Origin of the sequence: Mucilaginibacter frigoritolerans (assembly GCF_007830615.1) — a bacterium.
Classification (GTDB): Bacteria; Bacteroidota; Bacteroidia; order Sphingobacteriales; family Sphingobacteriaceae; genus Mucilaginibacter; species Mucilaginibacter frigoritolerans.
Genome location: NZ_VLLI01000003.1, coordinates 83,291 through 102,016 on the forward strand (window position 1 = coordinate 83,291; position 18,726 = coordinate 102,016).

General features: G+C 38.8%; 19 protein-coding genes. 7 read left to right on the top strand and 12 right to left on the bottom strand.

Annotated elements, in window-relative coordinates:
* From JN11_RS06160 to JN11_RS06180, 5 genes are all read left to right on the top strand, one after another.
* Positions 1-1,059 (top strand): ABC transporter permease, encoded by a 1,059-nt coding sequence (locus JN11_RS06160; protein ID WP_144910727.1) that lies wholly within the window; start codon positions 1-3, stop codon positions 1,057-1,059.
* Between the two features lie 59 nt (positions 1,060-1,118).
* A complete protein-coding gene (locus tag JN11_RS06165) occupies positions 1,119-1,685 on the top strand; it encodes a shikimate kinase (protein ID WP_144910730.1) in 567 nt (188 codons plus the stop codon).
* Positions 1,686-2,037: 352 nt separating this feature from the next.
* Positions 2,038-3,486, top strand: coding sequence for a circularly permuted type 2 ATP-grasp protein (locus JN11_RS06170; RefSeq protein ID WP_144910733.1), 1,449 nt, complete (start codon positions 2,038-2,040; stop codon positions 3,484-3,486).
* Between the two features lie 92 nt (positions 3,487-3,578).
* Positions 3,579-4,514 carry an alpha-E domain-containing protein gene (locus JN11_RS06175; RefSeq protein ID WP_144910735.1) on the top strand — a complete coding sequence of 312 codons (936 nt, stop codon included), beginning with the start codon at positions 3,579-3,581 and terminating at the stop codon, positions 4,512-4,514.
* A gap of 42 nt (positions 4,515-4,556) precedes the next feature.
* On the top strand, positions 4,557-5,531 hold the full coding sequence (locus tag JN11_RS06180) for a transglutaminase family protein (RefSeq protein WP_144910738.1): 975 nt from the start codon (positions 4,557-4,559) through the stop codon (positions 5,529-5,531).
* 120 nt (positions 5,532-5,651) lie between these two features.
* Here JN11_RS06180 and JN11_RS06185 read toward each other — a convergent pair whose 3' ends face one another.
* Both JN11_RS06185 and JN11_RS06190 read right to left on the bottom strand, forming a co-directional pair.
* Positions 5,652-5,963, bottom strand: coding sequence for a hypothetical protein (locus tag JN11_RS06185; protein WP_144910741.1), 312 nt, complete (start codon positions 5,961-5,963; stop codon positions 5,652-5,654).
* Between the two features lie 222 nt (positions 5,964-6,185).
* A complete protein-coding gene (locus JN11_RS06190) occupies positions 6,186-6,587 on the bottom strand; it encodes a DoxX family protein (protein WP_144910744.1) in 402 nt (133 codons plus the stop codon).
* A 105-nt stretch (positions 6,588-6,692) separates the two neighbouring features.
* Here JN11_RS06190 and JN11_RS06195 point away from each other — a divergent pair, with 105 nt between their 5' ends.
* Positions 6,693-7,565, top strand: coding sequence for a PfkB family carbohydrate kinase (locus JN11_RS06195; RefSeq protein WP_144910747.1), 873 nt, complete (start codon positions 6,693-6,695; stop codon positions 7,563-7,565).
* Between the two features lie 8 nt (positions 7,566-7,573).
* Here the strand turns inward: JN11_RS06195 and JN11_RS06200 are convergent, their stop codons facing one another.
* From JN11_RS06200 to JN11_RS06230, 7 genes are all read right to left on the bottom strand, one after another.
* Complete coding sequence (locus tag JN11_RS06200; protein ID WP_144910750.1) at positions 7,574-9,004, bottom strand: sensor histidine kinase; 1,431 nt, start codon at positions 9,002-9,004, stop codon at positions 7,574-7,576.
* Positions 9,005-9,356: 352 nt separating this feature from the next.
* Positions 9,357-9,698: a hypothetical protein gene (locus JN11_RS24625; RefSeq protein WP_211360680.1), complete on the bottom strand. Its 342-nt coding sequence runs from the start codon at positions 9,696-9,698 to the stop codon at positions 9,357-9,359.
* A gap of 282 nt (positions 9,699-9,980) precedes the next feature.
* A complete protein-coding gene (locus JN11_RS06210) occupies positions 9,981-10,562 on the bottom strand; it encodes an outer membrane beta-barrel protein (RefSeq protein WP_144910753.1) in 582 nt (193 codons plus the stop codon).
* 179 nt (positions 10,563-10,741) lie between these two features.
* On the bottom strand, positions 10,742-11,533 hold the full coding sequence (locus JN11_RS06215; protein WP_144910755.1) for a succinate dehydrogenase/fumarate reductase iron-sulfur subunit: 792 nt from the start codon (positions 11,531-11,533) through the stop codon (positions 10,742-10,744).
* A gap of 46 nt (positions 11,534-11,579) precedes the next feature.
* Complete coding sequence (locus JN11_RS06220; protein ID WP_144910758.1) at positions 11,580-11,936, bottom strand: four helix bundle protein; 357 nt, start codon at positions 11,934-11,936, stop codon at positions 11,580-11,582.
* Between the two features lie 75 nt (positions 11,937-12,011).
* Complete coding sequence (locus JN11_RS06225; RefSeq protein WP_144910761.1) at positions 12,012-13,946, bottom strand: fumarate reductase/succinate dehydrogenase flavoprotein subunit; 1,935 nt, start codon at positions 13,944-13,946, stop codon at positions 12,012-12,014.
* Between the two features lie 129 nt (positions 13,947-14,075).
* Positions 14,076-14,858 carry a succinate dehydrogenase cytochrome b subunit gene (locus tag JN11_RS06230; RefSeq protein WP_144910764.1) on the bottom strand — a complete coding sequence of 261 codons (783 nt, stop codon included), beginning with the start codon at positions 14,856-14,858 and terminating at the stop codon, positions 14,076-14,078.
* 180 nt (positions 14,859-15,038) lie between these two features.
* Between JN11_RS06230 and JN11_RS06235 the strand changes: the two genes are divergently transcribed.
* Positions 15,039-16,184 (top strand): TlpA family protein disulfide reductase, encoded by a 1,146-nt coding sequence (locus tag JN11_RS06235; RefSeq protein ID WP_144910767.1) that lies wholly within the window; start codon positions 15,039-15,041, stop codon positions 16,182-16,184.
* On the opposite strand, the gene pdeM is transcribed toward JN11_RS06235, so the two are convergent.
* The 3 genes from pdeM to JN11_RS06250 form a co-directional block, all read right to left on the bottom strand.
* Positions 16,181-16,846, bottom strand: coding sequence for a ligase-associated DNA damage response endonuclease PdeM (gene pdeM, locus JN11_RS06240; RefSeq protein ID WP_144910770.1), 666 nt, complete (start codon positions 16,844-16,846; stop codon positions 16,181-16,183). The genes JN11_RS06235 and pdeM overlap by 4 nt on opposite strands.
* Positions 16,847-16,881: 35 nt before the next feature.
* Positions 16,882-17,772 carry a helix-turn-helix domain-containing protein gene (locus JN11_RS06245; RefSeq protein ID WP_144910773.1) on the bottom strand — a complete coding sequence of 297 codons (891 nt, stop codon included), beginning with the start codon at positions 17,770-17,772 and terminating at the stop codon, positions 16,882-16,884.
* Positions 17,773-17,858: 86 nt separating this feature from the next.
* On the bottom strand, positions 17,859-18,677 hold the full coding sequence (locus JN11_RS06250) for an SDR family NAD(P)-dependent oxidoreductase (RefSeq protein ID WP_144910776.1): 819 nt from the start codon (positions 18,675-18,677) through the stop codon (positions 17,859-17,861).
* Between the last annotated feature and the right edge of the window lie 49 nt (positions 18,678-18,726).

Consider the following 18,726-nt stretch of genomic DNA (forward strand, 5'->3'; position numbering starts at 1 on the left):
ATGATTAGCTACCTCATCCGCAAGTTATTTTACGGGCTGGCAGTAATGCTGGGTATTGTGGTAGTGGTGTTTTTTTTATTTAACATTCTCCCTGTCGACCCGGCCCGGATGACACAGGGACAACGTGCAGACGTACAGTCATTACAAGCTGTACGCAAAGAATTTGGGTTAGATAAACCAGTACCCGTTCAGTTTGCTTATTACATCAATGATCTTTCGCCGGTTGGTATTCATTTAAACAATAAGGAAGAGCAGCAACGCTATCACTACGTTAGGTTATTTGCTGTATCAAAAACTAAAGTACTGGCCTTAAAATGGCCCTATTTAAGGCGATCATACCAAACCCATAAAGAAGTAGCAGCATTACTGCTGGAGGTAATCCCCAACACCCTGGTACTGGCAACTACAGCCATGTTTTTTGCTATTATTATAGGTGTTTTTTTAGGGGTGATAAGCGCCGTGAATCAAAATACCTGGATTGATAAGCTGGCTATCGGATTTTCAACCCTTGGCGTATCGGCGCCGTCTTTTTTTGCCGGAATCATCATTGCCTGGGTCTTTGGTTTCGAGCTTAGTAAATATACGGGGCTGGATATGTCTGGTAGTTTATATACTTATGATCCCTTTAAAGGTGAAGTAATTGCATGGCGCAACCTTATCCTACCTATGGTTACTCTCGCTTTGAGGCCGCTGGCCATTATTGTACAGCTTACCCGCAATGCCATGCTGGATGTTTTAGGGCAGGACTATATCCGCACGGCAAAAGCCAAAGGATTAAGCAGAAATGCCATTATTTACCGCCATGCTTTAAAAAATGCGCTGAACCCGGTTATTACGGCCATTGCCAACTGGTTTGCTTCATTGCTGGCCGGTTCGTTTTTTGTGGAGTACGTATTTGGATATAATGGACTGGGTAAAACAACTGTAGACGCACTGGAAATGTCGGATTTCCCAGTAGTAATGGGGTCTATCCTGTTTATTGCTTTTATATTTGTCGTGATCAATATCCTGGTAGATATTATTTATGTTTGGATTGATCCGAGGGTGAAGCTTAATTAGTTCATAGTTGATGGTTCATAGATCATAGTAGCCTGGAGACTATATTAGAGGTTTTAAGAATGAGTAATTCAGAAAATAAATTAGTTGCAGATATTAATACGGGTACCACTCCTGGCGGATTAGGAATTATATTCCTGATCGGTTTTATGGGATGTGGTAAAACTACATTAGGGCGCAAGCTGGCTAACCGTTTAGGTTATCCCTTTATGGATCTGGATCATGTGCTGGAAGCTCAGGCCGGGATGACCATAGCTCAATATTTTGCCGAATTTGGTGAAGATGCCTTCCGCAAACTTGAATCAGAAGTATTAAAACAAACTGATTATCATCAGCACATGGTGGTATCAACAGGCGGGGGGCTGCCCTGCTTTTTTGATAATATGGAGTGGATGAACGCGCACGGCAAATCGGTTTATATCAAACTATCGCCCAAAACCCTGGCTATGCGCCTGGAAAATGAAAAAGAAGAACGCCCCCTGCTGCGCGAAAAACATGGTGAAGAACTGGTAGCTTTTATTGCTGGTAAATTAATTGAAAGAGAACCATTTTATACCAAAGCAACGGTAGTTACTGATGGATTGAGCTTAACTGCCGAAAAAGTAGAGGCATTGTTGAAGAATAAATAGAAAACCCAGGTATATCTAACAAGATAAAGCCTCTGTACCCTACCCTAAATTTACTATTGAGCGTACTTTTTTCTTACAGTCCTATCCTGCCCTTACCTTGGGAAGGAAGGACACCTCTAATTGCTTATTATTCCATTATTAAGAAGCACTAAACAATTATTTTTTCATCACAAAAGCATCTTTTCTATTAAAATTAGATTAAAAAAATTATTAAATTTAGATGTAAATTGAATTTATGTTGAAAAATTATTAAAAATATTACCAAAAAATTCTTTTTTATACAAAAACACTTCATAAATTACGGTTTTAAAAAAGTAACTGGTTATCATATATCAATTATCCTAATTTTCTTATGCTCGAATCAGCTTATTTTGATAAATACAGTCCCATAAAAGGTGTTTGGGATGAAATGTATGGCCCCGAAGCTCAAGTTCGCGACCATTATCGCAAGGTTATTGAATATATTTCAGGCGAATCGGCCGATGACCTTAATAAAAAGGAAGAACTGGCCAAGCGCTTATTCATGAGCCAGGGAATTACCTTTACCGTGTATAACAGCGGCGAAGGCATTGAAAAAATATTCCCTTTTGACATCATCCCCCGTATTATTACGGCCAGCGAGTGGGCCTTTGTAGAGAAGGGGATCAAACAGCGTTTAACTGCGCTCAACCTATTTTTAAAAGATGTTTATCACAATCAATTCATCATTAATGATGGTATTGTACCGATAGATATTATTTACTCCTGCCCGCACTTTTTGCGGGAAATGCACCAGTTGCAAGTGCCTTATGATATTTATGTACATATTTCGGGCATCGATTTAATCCGTGATCATGACGGTACTTTTTATGTGCTTGAAGATAACTTGCGCACTCCATCGGGTGTGAGCTACATGCTGGAGAACCGGGAGATCACCAAACGGCTATTCCCTGATTTATTACCTCAATGCGGCGTAAGGAGTGTTACCGAGTATCCAACTATACTATATAAAAACCTGCTGGCACTATCGCCAAGACAAATCCATAATCCTACAATAGTACTGCTTAGTCCGGGCATTTATAACTCAGCCTATTTTGAGCATACCACTTTGGCCCGATTAATGGGTGTTGAATTGGTTGAAGGCAGGGACCTGGTGGTAAACAATCACAAAGTGTACATGAAAACCACCACCGGCTTACAGCAGGTAGACGTAATTTACAGGCGTGTTGATGATGAGTTTCTTGATCCGCTGGTGTTTAACCCGGCAAGTATGTTGGGTGTTGCCGGTATTATGGGCGCCTACCGCAAGGGTAACGTAGCTATAGTAAATGCCACCGGAACAGGTGTGGCCGATGATAAGGCGGTGTATACTTACGTACCCGACATGATCCGCTATTACCTTAACGAGGAACCGATACTAAAGAATGTACCCACACACCAATTGGGCCATACAGATGAACGTGAATATGTGTTTAAGAACATCAACAATATGGTTATAAAAAAGACCAATGGCAGCGGTGGTTATGGTATGTTAATGGGCCATGCCGCTACCGAGCAGGAAATTGACGAGTATAAGATTGAAGTAATGAAAGATCCGCGTAATTTTATTGCACAGCCCACCATCAGTCTCTCGGCGGCGCCATGTTACATGCAGGGCGAACTAAAACCACGCCGTATCGATTTAAGGCCTTATGCTCTATACGGCCCTGATGGAATTGAAATTGTACCCGGCGGATTAACCCGTGTGGCACTAAAAGAAGGCTCACTGGTTGTAAACAGTTCACAGGGCGGCGGCAGCAAGGATACGTGGGTATTGGCATAGAGGCAGTTGGCAGTTTATAGTAGGTAGCAAATAAAATTGAACAAGTAAAAATAAATCCGAAATCGAAAATCCGACTTCCGAAATTATAAGATATGTTAAGCAGGGTAGCAGCAAGTTTTTATTGGTTAAGCAGGTATATTGAGCGTAGCGACGGTATGTTGCGGATGTTGAAGATAAACTATGCATCATCGCAGGATGCGGTTCAGGAGTTTACATGGGCACCGGTGATCAGGATATTTGCAGGTCCTGATGATGAAGAAACAGAAAAGCTGGAGAATAATAGTCGCGAGGTATTAAAATTTATGGTTACAGGGAAAAATAATCCCAATTCCATTTTAAACATCATTACCCTGGCACGTGAAAATGCGCGTGGCGTACAAGAACACATACCAAAGGATTTGTGGCAATGTTTAAATGAATATTATCATACCGTAAAAGAACCCCGGCTTGAAAAAGCATTGCAACGAGAAGACCCTATCAGCGTACTTGATGTTTTGATTAAACAAGTAATGCTGTATTACGGCACCATTGAAATTACCATGGAGCGTGGCGAGGGACGCAGTTTTATGAATATCGGCAAATACCTTGAACGGGCCATACAATCAGTTGATATACTGGATACCAAATTTGGTTCAGTGAATGACAACCCGGATCTGTTGACTGATACCAGCTACTGGAAACACCTGCTGTTATCATTAGGCGGATACGAACTCTATTTAAAAACCTATCGGGAGGGTTTTGAAGCGGCCAACATTTTAGAGCAGGTAGTTTTGAATAATGACTTTCCCCGATCAGTAATTTATTCAGTAAATAACATACAACGATATTTTGACAGGCTGAAGAGCGATAGCAACATTGATACATTCAGGGAGATGTCGTTTCAAATAGGCAGGTTGCAGAGTCGTATTAAGTACAGTTCTGTTAAAACGATTGAACAGGACGGTTTGCATTCATTTTTAACCCAAATAAGAAAGGAACTATACGGTATAGGAAATGCGCTTAATGAATACTACTTTGCAAACTCCTGATTTTGATTTGACAATTATCCAATTAACTAATTGAAAAAAAAGATGCCCGAATTTGAGATCCAGCATATTACCCGATATATTTACGAAGGCCCGGTTCGCGATAGTGCCAATCAGATTATCCTTTTCCCTATAAAAGATCAGTTTCAGGATGTTATTAAACAGGAACTTACCATTACCGGTAACCCACTAGTTGATACGCACATTGATTACTATGGCAACGAAGTAGGCAGCTTTACTTATTCTGAGCCGCATACAGTATTAACCATTAACTCTAAACTTTGGGTTACTACCAAACACAGGGAGCTGCCGGTTAATGACATATTTCCGGCCCATCAATGGGAAGATTTAAAGCGGCTACAGTTTATGGTGCCATATATTGACTTTTTAAAGCAGGAATATTTTGAGGGCATTGACGAACTAAAAGCTATTATTGAACAGCAAAGTCAAAATGATGATACCCCTTACCATGTTGCACTGCGATTTTGCCAGTATGTGTATGAAAACTTTGAATACATAAAGGGCGTTACCACTGTTGAAACAAAATTGGATGAAATATGGAAACTAAAAGCTGGTGTTTGCCAGGATTTTGCCCATATCCTGATGGAAATGTTGCGTATGGTACATATTCCGGCGCGGTACGTAAGTGGTTACATCTGTACCAGCAAACGTAATGGTATGCGTGGTGAAGGTGCCACCCATGCATGGGCCGAAGCTTATTTACCCGATTATGGCTGGCTCGGCATCGATCCAACCAATAACTGCATTGCTAATGAAACCCACGTTCGTTTGGCTGTAGGGCGCAATTTTTCGGATTGCTCACCGGTTAAAGGAGTTTATAAAGGCTCATCAAATCATAAGCTGGAAGTGGCTGTTTCTGTTGACGATGAGAATGTATTGAATAACAGCGACGCCATGATAGCCGAAGCTCACGTGACCAACATAGTATCAGATGCTCCCAAAAACAGTTACCAACGTTATATGGAGATTATCCAACAACAGCAGCAACAGCAACAATAAAAGGCCTGTTACGGTAAAGAGTACCATACTAAATCATTATTTTAATACTTATTTAAGGGTAAACTTTTACCGTTTAAAGGTTAGGAATGGGCGAAAATTAAACCGCCGGATTTTTACTTTTTAAACTAATAGCTTCTCTCGTTTGTCCCAATATTCCAAAATCCACTTTACTAAACTTTTGTGGCTTTTCCTCCAACTGGGCAAATCGAAAACAATCATTTCTTCTGCCTTTTGGTAGTGCGAAAGTGTAGGTTCACCCGGAAAATCTTTAAACAAATGGTTTATTAAGAAAAGCACTTCATTTCCATTGGACCGGTCAAAACTTGTTTTGCCTGATCCTTCGGTATAATAAGGGCTATAAACATCTGCTGGTTTATCCCATTTATATACCTTGCCGTCATTGTATCGCATCTGCGATTTTTCAAAGCTCATTTTTTAATTAATTACGATTTTACTAATTACGGTATTAATTTTTAGTTAATAATGGGTTAAATACGCGTTTCATTACCGTTAAAACACCCTAATATTACCTAAAGATTAATTAAAACTCAAGTCATCTCTATTTAAAAGGTTGAAATATATTACTGCGATAATGGTTTATGTTTTTATTTAACTCTTTAATTACTGACTTGATTAATTAGTGGTTTAGTTTTTTTAAATAAGCCGTCTGTATCCATCAATAGAAATACCATCACTATCAGCAAAATAAAACAGTATTGCCAAATAAGCGCTGTAAACTATTTGTGTAAACACAGCATTCCATTGTTCAATAAGGCTGCTGCCCAAAATGAGTGAAAGCATAATAACTACACCTAAAATAATAGCAAAGCGGGTAAACCAGCCTAAAAGCAATAAAAAACCGGTAATAAATTCAAGAAAAGGCAGTGCATATCCAAACCCCAAAACAAGGCCCGCAGGCAATAACGATTTGCTGAATTGCCCCACTATGCCATGGCTAAAAGCATCCAGCTTTGTTAAACGAATAAGGCCATGTCCAAAAAAGCTCATTCCCATTGGCAGCCTGGCTAACAGGTAGGCATATTCTTTCCTCTTCATATAATTATAGCTTTATATTAAACATCATAAAAAGCTTTTTACTTTAGGTTTTTAGCTTTAAGCTAATATCTACTAAATTACTATCTTGTATTTTAATTTTAGGTAATGTATGATATTTGTTGCATTGGGCACATCACTTCTGACAAAATAGTAACTACAACTTCGGTGAATTATATGCCGGGTGGTACCGCTTTTTATTTTTCATATGCATTGAGTAAGCTTAACACCCGTTATTTATTGGTTACTTCGCTTGCAGAAGCTGAGATGCATTATGTGGATAAGCTTCGCAATATAAGCGTTGAAGTTAGGGTGCAACCGGGGGCACATACTGTTTATTTTGAAAATATTTATGCCGAAAATCAAGATGAGCGCACACAAAATGTATTACAAACAGCCGATACTTTTACTATGCAGCAGCTTAAGGATGTAAGCACCAACATTTTTCATCTTGGCCCCTTGCTTGCTAATGATATTTCTTTAGACCTCATTAAAGCGCTTGCGTTAAAAGGAACCGTCAGTTTGGATGTACAGGGTTATTTGCGCAAAGTGGTTAACTATAAAGTTCAGCAAACAGATTGGGTTCAAAAATCAGCAGCATTACCTTACATTAGTATTCTGAAAGCCGATGTAGCTGAACTTAGTGCATTAACAGGCTTAAAGGATGTAAAAGATGGGGCCCTGAAACTTGCAGATGCAGGAGTAAAGGAAGTGGTAATTACCAATGGCAGCAGGGGATCATTAATTTATAAGGATGGCATATTTTATAAAATACCAGCTTATCAGCCCAGCATTATTGCAGATGCTACAGGCTGTGGAGATACTTATATGGCCGGATATTTATATCAACGCAGCAAAGATGCAGGAATACAACAAGCCGGGGAATTTGCTGCGGCTATGGCAGGACTCAAAACTGAAAAGCCCGGTCCGTTTAAAGGCACTGAGCAAAATGTAATACAGTTTTTAGCTAAACATTCATAAACTAACTTTTAACAAGGGATACTGATAGTGAACCTGCTGTACAATCCTTCTTCCGATTTTACATTTATACTGCCATTCATCTGTTTCACGGCATCCTTAACCAAATACAATCCCAATCCTGAACTTCTTTTATTAATACCCGAAAGATAAAACTTATCAAATATGCGTTCCTGATCATTTTTCCTTATTCCTACACCGTTATCTTCTACTTCAATTATAGCTTCCTTATCGGCCAGGTAGGTTTTAACTCTCACCCATTGATCGTCTTTTTTAATATCGCTGTATTTAATGGCATTCGAAACCAGGTTGTTTAAAATTACCTGTAGCTTCAATGCATCGCTTTCAATTTCATCCAATTCCAGTTCTTTATAAAAACGCACCTCTCTCCCATCATTCTTGCAATGGTTTTGCGTAAGAACATCATTAATAATAGCTGTAAGGCTACAATGTTTTTTGATAAACCCGGTATGCTTACTTTTTATAAAAACAAGCATCTCGTTGATAAACTGATCCTGTTTCTCCAGGCTTCTTTTCATCAATAGGGTATACGATTTAATTTGCGTTAGTTCAGTTTCTTCATCAATTAAATCAATCAGCCCAATTAATGCTACCAGCGGAGATCTAAGATCGTGTGTAATGTTGAATACGAATTTATCCAACCCGGCATTAATTGCCTGCAGGTCATCGTTCTGCTCAATTATCTTCCTGTTTGATTCACTCAGGTTCCTGATCATTATACCGGCAAAAGAATATGAGCTTACAACAATAATTAGCGTTACCAAAACATCTGCTATAAACAAATAAATATTAATATCGCGACTGATAGTACCTAATGTATTTGAAAAGTCTTCTTCCTTAACCGTTAGCTGTTGAGAAATGTTATTAATAGCCATAATCATAGATAACTTTTCGGCCGATGAAATTTTACCTGATTGAATTTGCTGCCTCGATTTTAAACCAAGCAAATAAAGATCTTTAACCATGATATCACCACTGGCCCAGGTAGCTATCACTTTTTTAAACATGGGCAATTGCCTGAATGTGTTAAAAAGCCATATGATGTTTTCGATATCTTTTGGATGATTTTTCCCTTGTAAAAGCCCCTTTACAGCCTCTTTATTATTATGTTTAATAGATAGAGCAACGCGGGCAATATGATCGCCTATAGGGATATTTATATTTTTTTCAAAGGCAACGTAATCTGCCTCTTTTTGCAGATAAATGTAATTAATTAAATAAGCCGATGCATCCTTTTGCCCCTTTGAATATTGAGACTCACCATTAATATAAGCTCTTGCAGCTGATAGTATTTTGATTGTATAGTAGTTAGTTACAATCATTGCCGTTGATGCCATTAAAATAATGATCAATAAGACGAGCGATGTTTTACTTTTCAGTAGTTTAAGCCAGGTAGTTATATTATTCAATTTCTGTTTCAAATCAATCAGTTTAATTATAGGATATTTACATATAAATTAAACAGCTTATTAATTGATAGTAATACTTAGTGATTAAAAAATCAACACCACATAAACCACCTCTATTTAACTAAAATACAATAAGTTTACATGTACAATTTTAAGATACAACCGTAAAAAGGCTATAGGTAAATATGTATGTGTATACGTTAACCGCTACACTTAGTTTCACTATAAGCAATAAAATTAAGATCAAGGAGCAAATATTTCTATAGATAACAGATTCAATTAGTCTTCAATCCAGTTAAATGAAAAACCCGGCACATATTGCTGTACCGGGTATTTTATTTTTTAATAAATATATCCACATCTATTACTGATGCGATGGCGGACCAGGATTTGGAGTAGGGGTTGGACTTGGTGGAGTCGGTGTGGGTGTTGGTGTTGGACTAGGGGTCGGCGTTGGACTAGGCGTTGGTGTCGGACTTGGTGTCGGTGTTGGACTAGGAGTAGGACTCGGCATTGGAGTAGGTGCAGGGGTTGGCGAAGGGCTTGGAGTTGGTGACGGATTCGGTTTCTTGCCTGGTATGGTATCATTTAACACCTTGTTTACCTTAAAATCCTGTATGCCTTTATTGCCTGTCTCATTTGCCGCAGCAAACTCAAATATTCCGGCTATAGCTATAGCTGCAATTACTGAACTTATCTTTTTCATAATTATTAATATTTAATTAATTTTATTTATTAAGAGTTCAACAAGGTAAATCAAAAGAAGTTTTAATTGATTGTAATATTGGGAATATGCAGATCACAAACAGGAAAGCATCCGGGCTATTTCTACATTGATTAACAATGAGTTTAAAGCCAAAAACATCCATTAAACCGTATAATTATGAGGACACACAAACTATTATTCTATTCAATTGCAAACAGTTACATTACAGCAAAAAGCCTGCTTAAATCAATAGCAGGCTTTTTATTAGTTATGGAGAGTCGATTATTTTATATCGCCTTGCACTTTTTTGGCAGTTGATTTACCCGGAAGATAAATTTGCAAACCAAAATTTAGCGTTAAATTATTCTGGTAGGTTTGACTACCAAAACCTAACACACCATTATATTTTAATAAAGTTTCAAGGCCAATGTTGGGGGTTACAAAGTAAGCAAAACCGGGGCCAACACCAAAGTCAAATCCATTAGTATTGCCGCCGCCATCACTGATGTTTACCCCTCCAATTCCAGCGGTAGCCTCAGCAAACAAGCGGCCGTGCTTCAATATGGAAACGTCGGAGCCTGTATAATATCTACCTAAAGCACCAACGCCATAATCAATAATAGTGGGCGAACTGGAAGCAGTCTGAATACCGAAATTTAAATAGCCGCCAATGGCCACGTTATCCTGTACAAACCATGCGGCTTCGGGAGTAATATTAAAACTAAAAGTATGCGGAGAATTTAACTGCCAATTAAGGTTACTAAAAGTACTCCCCACCAAAACGTTTCCCTGCTGTATTTGAGCAAAAGACGGAAGACTGAATGCAAATAATGCGAATACAGTTAAAAAAGTAATTTTTTTCATGATAAATCAATTTAAGTGAAACCTGGTAAAATATTCAATACCTATGCCAAGATTTATTTTTATTAATTATTAAGAAATAAAATCACAAAGAAAGGATTCTTATCAATGACAAATAATTATAAAACAAAAAAGGCTTGAGAAAAGTCCCAAGCCTTACAGATTAAACAAGTGTAATATTATTATTCGCCGGCAGCATGTTCATGCGTTGATTCCTCGCGGAATAGCTTAGCACTGAAATAATCATTATTCATGCGGCTGATGTTGGTCATTTTAATTTCTTTAGGACATTCAGCTTCGCAGGCACCGGTATTGGTACAGTTTCCAAATCCTTCTTCGTCCATTTGTGCTACCATTGCCTGTACACGGCTCCAGCGCTCAGGTTGCCCTTGTGGCAACATTGCTAACTGGCTAACCTTTGCAGATACAAACAGCATGGCTGAAGCATTTTTACATGCTGCAACGCAGGCGCCACACCCAATACAGGTTGCTGAATTAAATGCTTCATCAGCAATCACTTTAGGAATCGGGATCTCATTAGCATCAACAGTAACACCTGTATTTACCGATACGAAACCACCAGCCTGTTGTATCCTGTCAAAAGATGAACGATCTACTGCTAAGTCCTTAATAACCGGGAAAGCAGCCGCACGCCATGGTTCAATTACAATGGTTTCACCATCGTGGAAAGAGCGCATATGTAGCTGGCAGGTGGTAATTGCATTTTTAGGCCCATGCGGATGCCCGTTAATATACAAAGAGCACATTCCGCAAATACCTTCGCGGCAATCGTGGTCAAAATTAATAGGCTCATCGCCTTTCAATATCAGGCCTTCATTTACCACGTCGAGCATTTCCAGGAACGACATATCAGGCGAAATACCTTCAGCTTTATAGGTTGCAAAAGCACCTTTGGTTTCTGCATTCTTTTGGCGCCAAACTTTCAGCGTCAGATTCATATTTCCGTTACTCATTCTAAGTTAGATTTGAGATGTGAGACTTGAGATGTTAGACTAAAGATTATTTATTTAACAGCGTTTTTTGAAATGAGTAGTTCATTTTCTGCAACTCATCAATCTGTTTTAATAAATCATCTAATAGATCGTCATTTAATAAATTTAATTTGTTTGCTATTATTAACTGAGTCTGTAATTCATAGGATGAACCATTGGATATTCCTAAAAAATTAGAAAACTCTTTATTCGAATTTCTTCCAGCACCCTCTGCTATCTTTGACGGAATAGAAACAGCCGATCTCCTGGACTGGCTTAATAAACCAAATCTTTCGTCAGCAGGAAAATCTGCAGTAGCTTTATAAACATCAACTGTCAGATCAATTGCTTTATTCCAGATTTTCAGTTCCCTCAGATTATGCATATGGATCAGATTTTAAGATGTGAGACTTAAAACGTTGAAAAAATCTCACGTCTCAAATCTCCTATCTCATGTCTATTATTTATAACTTCTTTGTGTTAAATGAACAAATTCAAAGTCCAGCACTTCTTTGTGTAATACTTCGGGCTGGTTATCCGCTTTATATTCCCAGGCGGCAACGAAGGCGAAGTTGTCGTCGTCGCGTAAAGCTTCGCCTTCCGGTGTTTGCGATTCCAAACGGAAATGTCCCCCGCATGACTCCCTGCGCATCAGGGCATCGTCCACCATCAACTCGCCTAGTTCTAAAAAGTCTGCTACACGTCCTGCTTTTTCAAGCGCAGGGTTTATTTCGTCGTTCTCTCCTACTACAATAACATTCTTCCAAAAATCAGCCCTTAAGTCACTTATCAGTCCTTTTGCTTTGGTTAAACCCTCTTCAGTACGTGCCATTCCGCAATACTCCCACATAATGTGGCCCAATGAACGGTGATAATCATCAACCGTACGGGTACCTTTTAATGAAAGTAATTTATTGATACGATCTACTGTTTCCTGCTTGGTTTTTGCAAAAGCCGGATGATTGGTATCTACCGGTTTTGGACCAATGGTAGCTAAATAATCACCTAAAGTATATGGAATCACAAAGTAACCATCAGCAAGGCCCTGCATTAACGCAGATGCTCCAAGACGGTTAGCACCATGATCAGAGAAATTACATTCGCCTAAAGCATATAAACCCGGGATATTGGTACTCAGGTTATAATCAACCCAAAGGCCGCCCATAGTATAGTGTACCGCCGGATAAATACGCATTGGCTGGGTATAAGGATCTTCGTTGGTAATTTGATAATACATATCAAACAGGTTACCATATTTGGCAGCCACAGCATCTTTGCCTAAACGATTAATCGCGTCAGCAAAATCCAAAAATACTGCAATGCCTGATGCACCAACACCACGGTTATCATCAACCATTTCCTTCGCGTTTCGTGAAGCCACGTCGCGGGGAACCAGGTTACCGAACGAAGGATATTTTCTTTCCAGGAAGTAATCGCGGTCATCTTCTTTCACGTCGGCAGCTTTAAGCTGACCTTTACGCAATTTCTCGGCAGTTTCAACTGTTTTTGGTGCCCAGACACGGCCATCATTACGCAATGACTCTGACATCAACGTTAATTTTGACTGATGATCACCGGTTACCGGGATACAGGTTGGGTGTATCTGGGTAAAACAAGGGTTAGCAAAGAAAGCACCACGTTTGTGGGCACGCCATGCAGCAGTAACGTTTGAACCCATTGCATTGGTTGACAGATAAAACACGTTACCATAACCACCGGTACCCAATAATACGGCATGACCGCTATGTGTTTCAATCTCGCCGGTGATGAGGTTACGGGTAACAATACCTTTAGCCTGACCATCAACCACTACAACGTCCAACATTTCGGTACGGGTGTACATTTTCACCTTTCCTAAATGGATTTGACGGTTAAGGGCAGAATATGCACCTAATAACAATTGTTGCCCTGTTTGTCCCCTTGCATAAAAGGTACGGGATACCTGTGAACCACCGAATGAACGATTATCCAGCAAGCCACCGTATTCACGGGCAAAAGGAACACCCTGTGCAACGCACTGGTCAATTATATTTACTGATACTTCAGCTAAACGATACACGTTTCCTTCACGGGCACGGTAATCGCCACCTTTAATGGTATCATAGAACAGGCGATAAACGCTATCACCATCATTTTGATAGTTTTTAGCAGCATTGATACCACCCTGTGCAGCAATAGAATGCGCACGACGTGGGCTATCCTGGAAACAAAATGCCTTAACATTATAACCAAGTTCAGCTAATGACGCTGCAGCGGCACCTCCTGCAAGGCCTGTACCTACAACTATTACATCGTATTTACGTTTGTTGGCAGGGTTAACCAGCTTTAAATTAAACTTATGCTTGCTCCATTTTTCGGCTAATGGACCTTGTGGAATTTTAGCATCTAAACTCATTTTTATTTTATTTAGTGAGTGGTTGAGTAGTTGATTCAGTGAGTGGTTGATATTTAGTTAGTAAATGATTAATCATTCATTTAACGTAATCAACTCATTCAACCTAATCTAACTTAATCAACTACTTATTTACTTTAAACTTTGTATATAATAAACAATTGGCATAGCTGCAAAACCAAGTGGAATGATTACAGCAAACAACCAGGTACCTATAAAATAAACTATAGGCGTATATTTTCTGTGTACCCATCCCAGCGTACGGAAAGCACTCTGGAAACCATGCACCAGGTGGAATGATACGGCCCCCATGGCTATAACATAAAATATTACATAAATTAAGTTGCTGAAACTGCTGGCCACACGAGCATGCAGGTCTTTAACCCTTACCACTTCGTAATCGCCTTCAGTAGTAACTGATTTTTCAAACTTTGGTGATTCAGGCACGTAATCAACGGCTGTGGTTTCATCAGTTTTTACATTGGTACGGTATTCTTTGTAGCCAATTTTGTCGCTGTATTTGTAGTTAAACCAAAAATCGCTCATGTGAATCACGATGAACAAAAACAGGATAGAACCTAAAAGGCCCATGTTTTTTGACGACCATGTTGCAGGCGCTTTGTTTACTGTAGCATAAGCTACCGGACGTGCTTTGCGGTTTTTAATGGTTAAAACCAGTGCATAAATGGCATGTACCAATATAGAAAGATATAGCAGATAGGCTATTACTTCTATAGGTGGAAAATGGGTAAGGAAATTAGCATACACATTAAATCCGTAACCATCATCATTGCGGAATAGCAACAGGTTACCACCAAGGTGCACAATTAAAAAAGTACACAAAAACAAGCCCGTTAAAGCCATGATCAGCTTCTTTCCCAACGATGAGTTAAAGGTTTGTTTAAATTCGCTCATTATATATCAGATTTATTGGGCAAAAGTATTTAATATATGCCAAAAGATATAAATGGAATAGGCCTAAACAGTAGTTATTGGTTATTTAGAAACAATCTAAAAACAACTCATTTATTTTATTTGCGTTTAATGCCTCTAAGCCTATATTAGCGGCTTTAAATACTTATCACCACAACATATATGAGATATATTTCAGTAATATTTTTGGCTCTTTTAATAACGGGCTGCATAAAAAAATCGAGCATTGAATTCACCGGCACTATTCCCGGCGTAAAAAACGGTGTATTTATAGTTAAAACTACCGGCGACAGCACTATTTATGGTGAAAACATTAAAGGCGGCAAATTTACCCTTACCAAAAGGCCCTTAAAAGAACCGGGGTACTATATGATGAATATTGTTGATCAGGACAATAACGATAATCATTCAGCCTTTGAGGTTTACCTGGAAGGTGCAACGTATAGTATTGAAACGGAAGAAGGCAAATTGTATAAATATCCTAAAATAACTACCTCCTCAAAAACACAGCAGGAGCTTTCGGCATTTTATATTATGTTAGATAAACTTAGCCTTGAAACCCAGCAAGAGGTACAAACATTAAACAATGATATTAAAACCAAAGGTAATAGTCTTTCCTCAGTAGCTTATTCCCAGTTACTCAATAAATTGAGCGCCGCCAAGGCCAGCATGGCCACTAGCAATGAAACTGCATTTAAGGATTTTGTGAAGGAATTCCCTAACAGCGATATCAGCGCCCATTTAATGACTAAATTAGATTATGAAGAAGATCCGGCAAGTTATTACGCAATTTTTAAAACACTCAGTGCGGCTGCAAAAAACAGCGATGACGGCAAAGAAATTGGCGATAAGTTAAGTCACCTAATAAACCTGGTTGAAGGAGCAACGGCCCCTGCTATTGCCGGTAAAATGCTTGATGGAAAAACATTCGATCCAAAATCAATCAGCAAAAAATTGGTTCTGATTGATTTTTGGAGAGCGAGCAATGAAATAAGCAGAAGAAATCATCAAACCATTACCAATATCTTAGAACAAGCTAAATACGGAAAAAATTTGGCCGTAGTAAGCATATCTCTTGATACTAAAAAAGATTGGTGGACAGGTGCCATTATAGAAGACAATATCAATTGGCCACAAATTTGTGATCTTAAAGGTGATGACTCACCCAATGCCGTTAACTGGAACATTACCAAAATACCAACCTACTACTTATTGGATGGGAACTGGAAAATAGTAAGACGTGATATTGACATTAACAGTGTTAATTTTGAGGTTGATGATTATATGAACAAAAAACGTCACAACTAGGCTATAGCCAGCACTTTATCTTTTGCTATGGCGAAGATTTTGTCGGTCTTAATATTCCGGATGGCCACCTTGCCTGTGAATTTTCCGAAGGATGGCAATATGGCCTGACTTTTCCCAAAGGCAAAACAAGGTAGCGTGATATGTTGCCTGCCCCTGCCTGTTAAACTTATACCCGGATGGATGTGCCCACAAAATGCATATCCTCCGGCTTTTAGTAAATCAATATCTTTTAAGGGATGATGCAGCATCAAAAACGGGCCCATGAGCAATTCATTGTACAAAATAATATTCAACTGATTATAGTAGTTATCATCAATAATATCATGATTGCCTTTAATGAGGATGATTTGCAGTTTCGGAAACTGACTGCGCCATAAGATGAACCAATCCCAATCGGCATTCATATCGCTATGAAATAGATCGCCCAGAAAGATGACCTTTTCTGGCTTGTGTTCGTGAATCAAATCTGAAAGTACGGCCAGATCACTCTGTTCCATATTCAAGGGTACAGCAATGCCCGCCTTGCGGAAATGCCCCACCTTTCCTAAATGTACATCGGCAGCTATTAAAGTTTTTTCCTGCTGCCAGTAAATAGCCTTTTGTGGAAGTAGTAAAAGATCCTGATTTAATAAATTAAAAGAAACTGCAGTGCCCGTGTTCATCAAGCAAAAATAGCAAAGCCCTTAGTATTTTCCCCTTAATTCAAAATCTGCCTTTTAAACTGATTAGGGCTAACTCCGGTTTCTTTTTTAAACAACCTCGAAAAATAAGGAAGATTGTCAAAACCTAAAGCATATGCTGTTTCGGCAATATTGTTATCTGATCCTTTTAAGAGGTTTTTTGCTTCGGATATTAAAAATATATGAATCAGCTCGATAGCTGTTTTACCGGTTTCCTGCTTTAAAACATCACTCAGATATTTGGATGATAAGTTTAGCTGCGATGCCATTAATGATACAGAAGGCAAGCCCTTTTCCTGCAAAGAACCATTATCAAAATAAGCTGAAAGGATGTTGTTAAATTTTGACACAAGCTTTCCTGACAGATTAGTACGGTTAATAAATTGTCTTTTATAAAACCGCTGTGAATATTTCAAGATAGAATCAATATGGCCCAGCATAATGTCTTTACTGTACTCATCCTGGTTATTATAGTATTCTGTTTCTATTTTATTGTATAGTTCCCAAATGGTATGCTCTTCATTGGGCGAAAGGTGCAAAGCTTCATTAGCTTCGTATTCAAAATAGCTGTACTTTTTAATATCGGAATGAAGATTGTGACCGTTTAAAAAATCCTCATGAAAATAAATAATAAACCCATCTTCTTCAAATTCCAGATTCTCCAGCTTCATAACCTGCCTTGGCTTTATAAATGACATGGAACCGTTTTCATGGTCATACCTGGTTCGGCCGTATAAAAACACTCCAGATTTAAGTTTTTTAAAACCAATCATGTAAAAGTCGCCGGTAAATTCAGAGACTCCAATAGAACAAACATTTTTGCACCTAAATACACTCATCAACGGATTTTCCGGCGGTGGGAAACCATTTGCGCGATGCAGTTCTGCTAAACTTTTAAAATGCTTCATAATCAATACAATATTAGCAAAGTCTGCGCAGTAAACCACGCAGACTTTGTCAGTTCAATTCAATAATATTTATGTTTTTAGGGGTATTATTTACCGTGTGCAGCAGTAGCTACATCAGCCCATTTTTCCCATTCAGCTAAACGGCCTGCATAAACCTGCTTTGTCCATGGCAATGCTACTTTACCTAACATCAAACGCAACGGTGGATTTTCACTATCAACCAATTTAAGTATTGCGACAGATGTACCTTCAGGATTACCAAATGCTTCGTCAGTTAAACCGGCCTGGAATGCCGCCCTTACCGGGTTATAAATATCCATTGGCTCTGAATTAACTGCTGAAGCACCTGCCCAATCTGTAGCAAATCCATTTGGCTCAATCAGTGTTACGTTAATGCCAAATCCTTTTACTTCTGTTGCCAGTGTTTCACTCAAACCTTCCACTGCAAATTTGGAAGCATTGTAAATACTCAAAATTGGTAATGTTGCTACGCCTAACACACTTGATAATTGTATGATATGACCGTGACCCTGTTTACGCATTATTGGCAATACAGCCTGGGTCATCCATAATAAGCCAAAGAAGTTAGTCTCCATCTGGTCACGTGCTTCTTTTTCGGTCGTTTCTTCCACAGTACCAAAAAGGCCATATCCTGCATTGTTTATCAATACATCAATGACACCAAAGTGCTGTTTTGCTTTGCTAACTACTTCAAAAGCGGCAGCCCTGTCGTTAACGTCCAGTTGCAGAGGAAGAATAAGGTTACCATATGTTTTAACCAGATCATCCAGCGTACTAAGGTTTCTTGCAGTAGCTACTACCTTATCGCCACGTTTTAAAAATGCTTCTGCCCATAGCTTTCCGAACCCGCGGGAAGCACCTGTTATAAAAATTACTCTTGCCATTGTTATTTTGATTAAATTTTGTACCACAAAGTTATATCAGCAAGAGCAG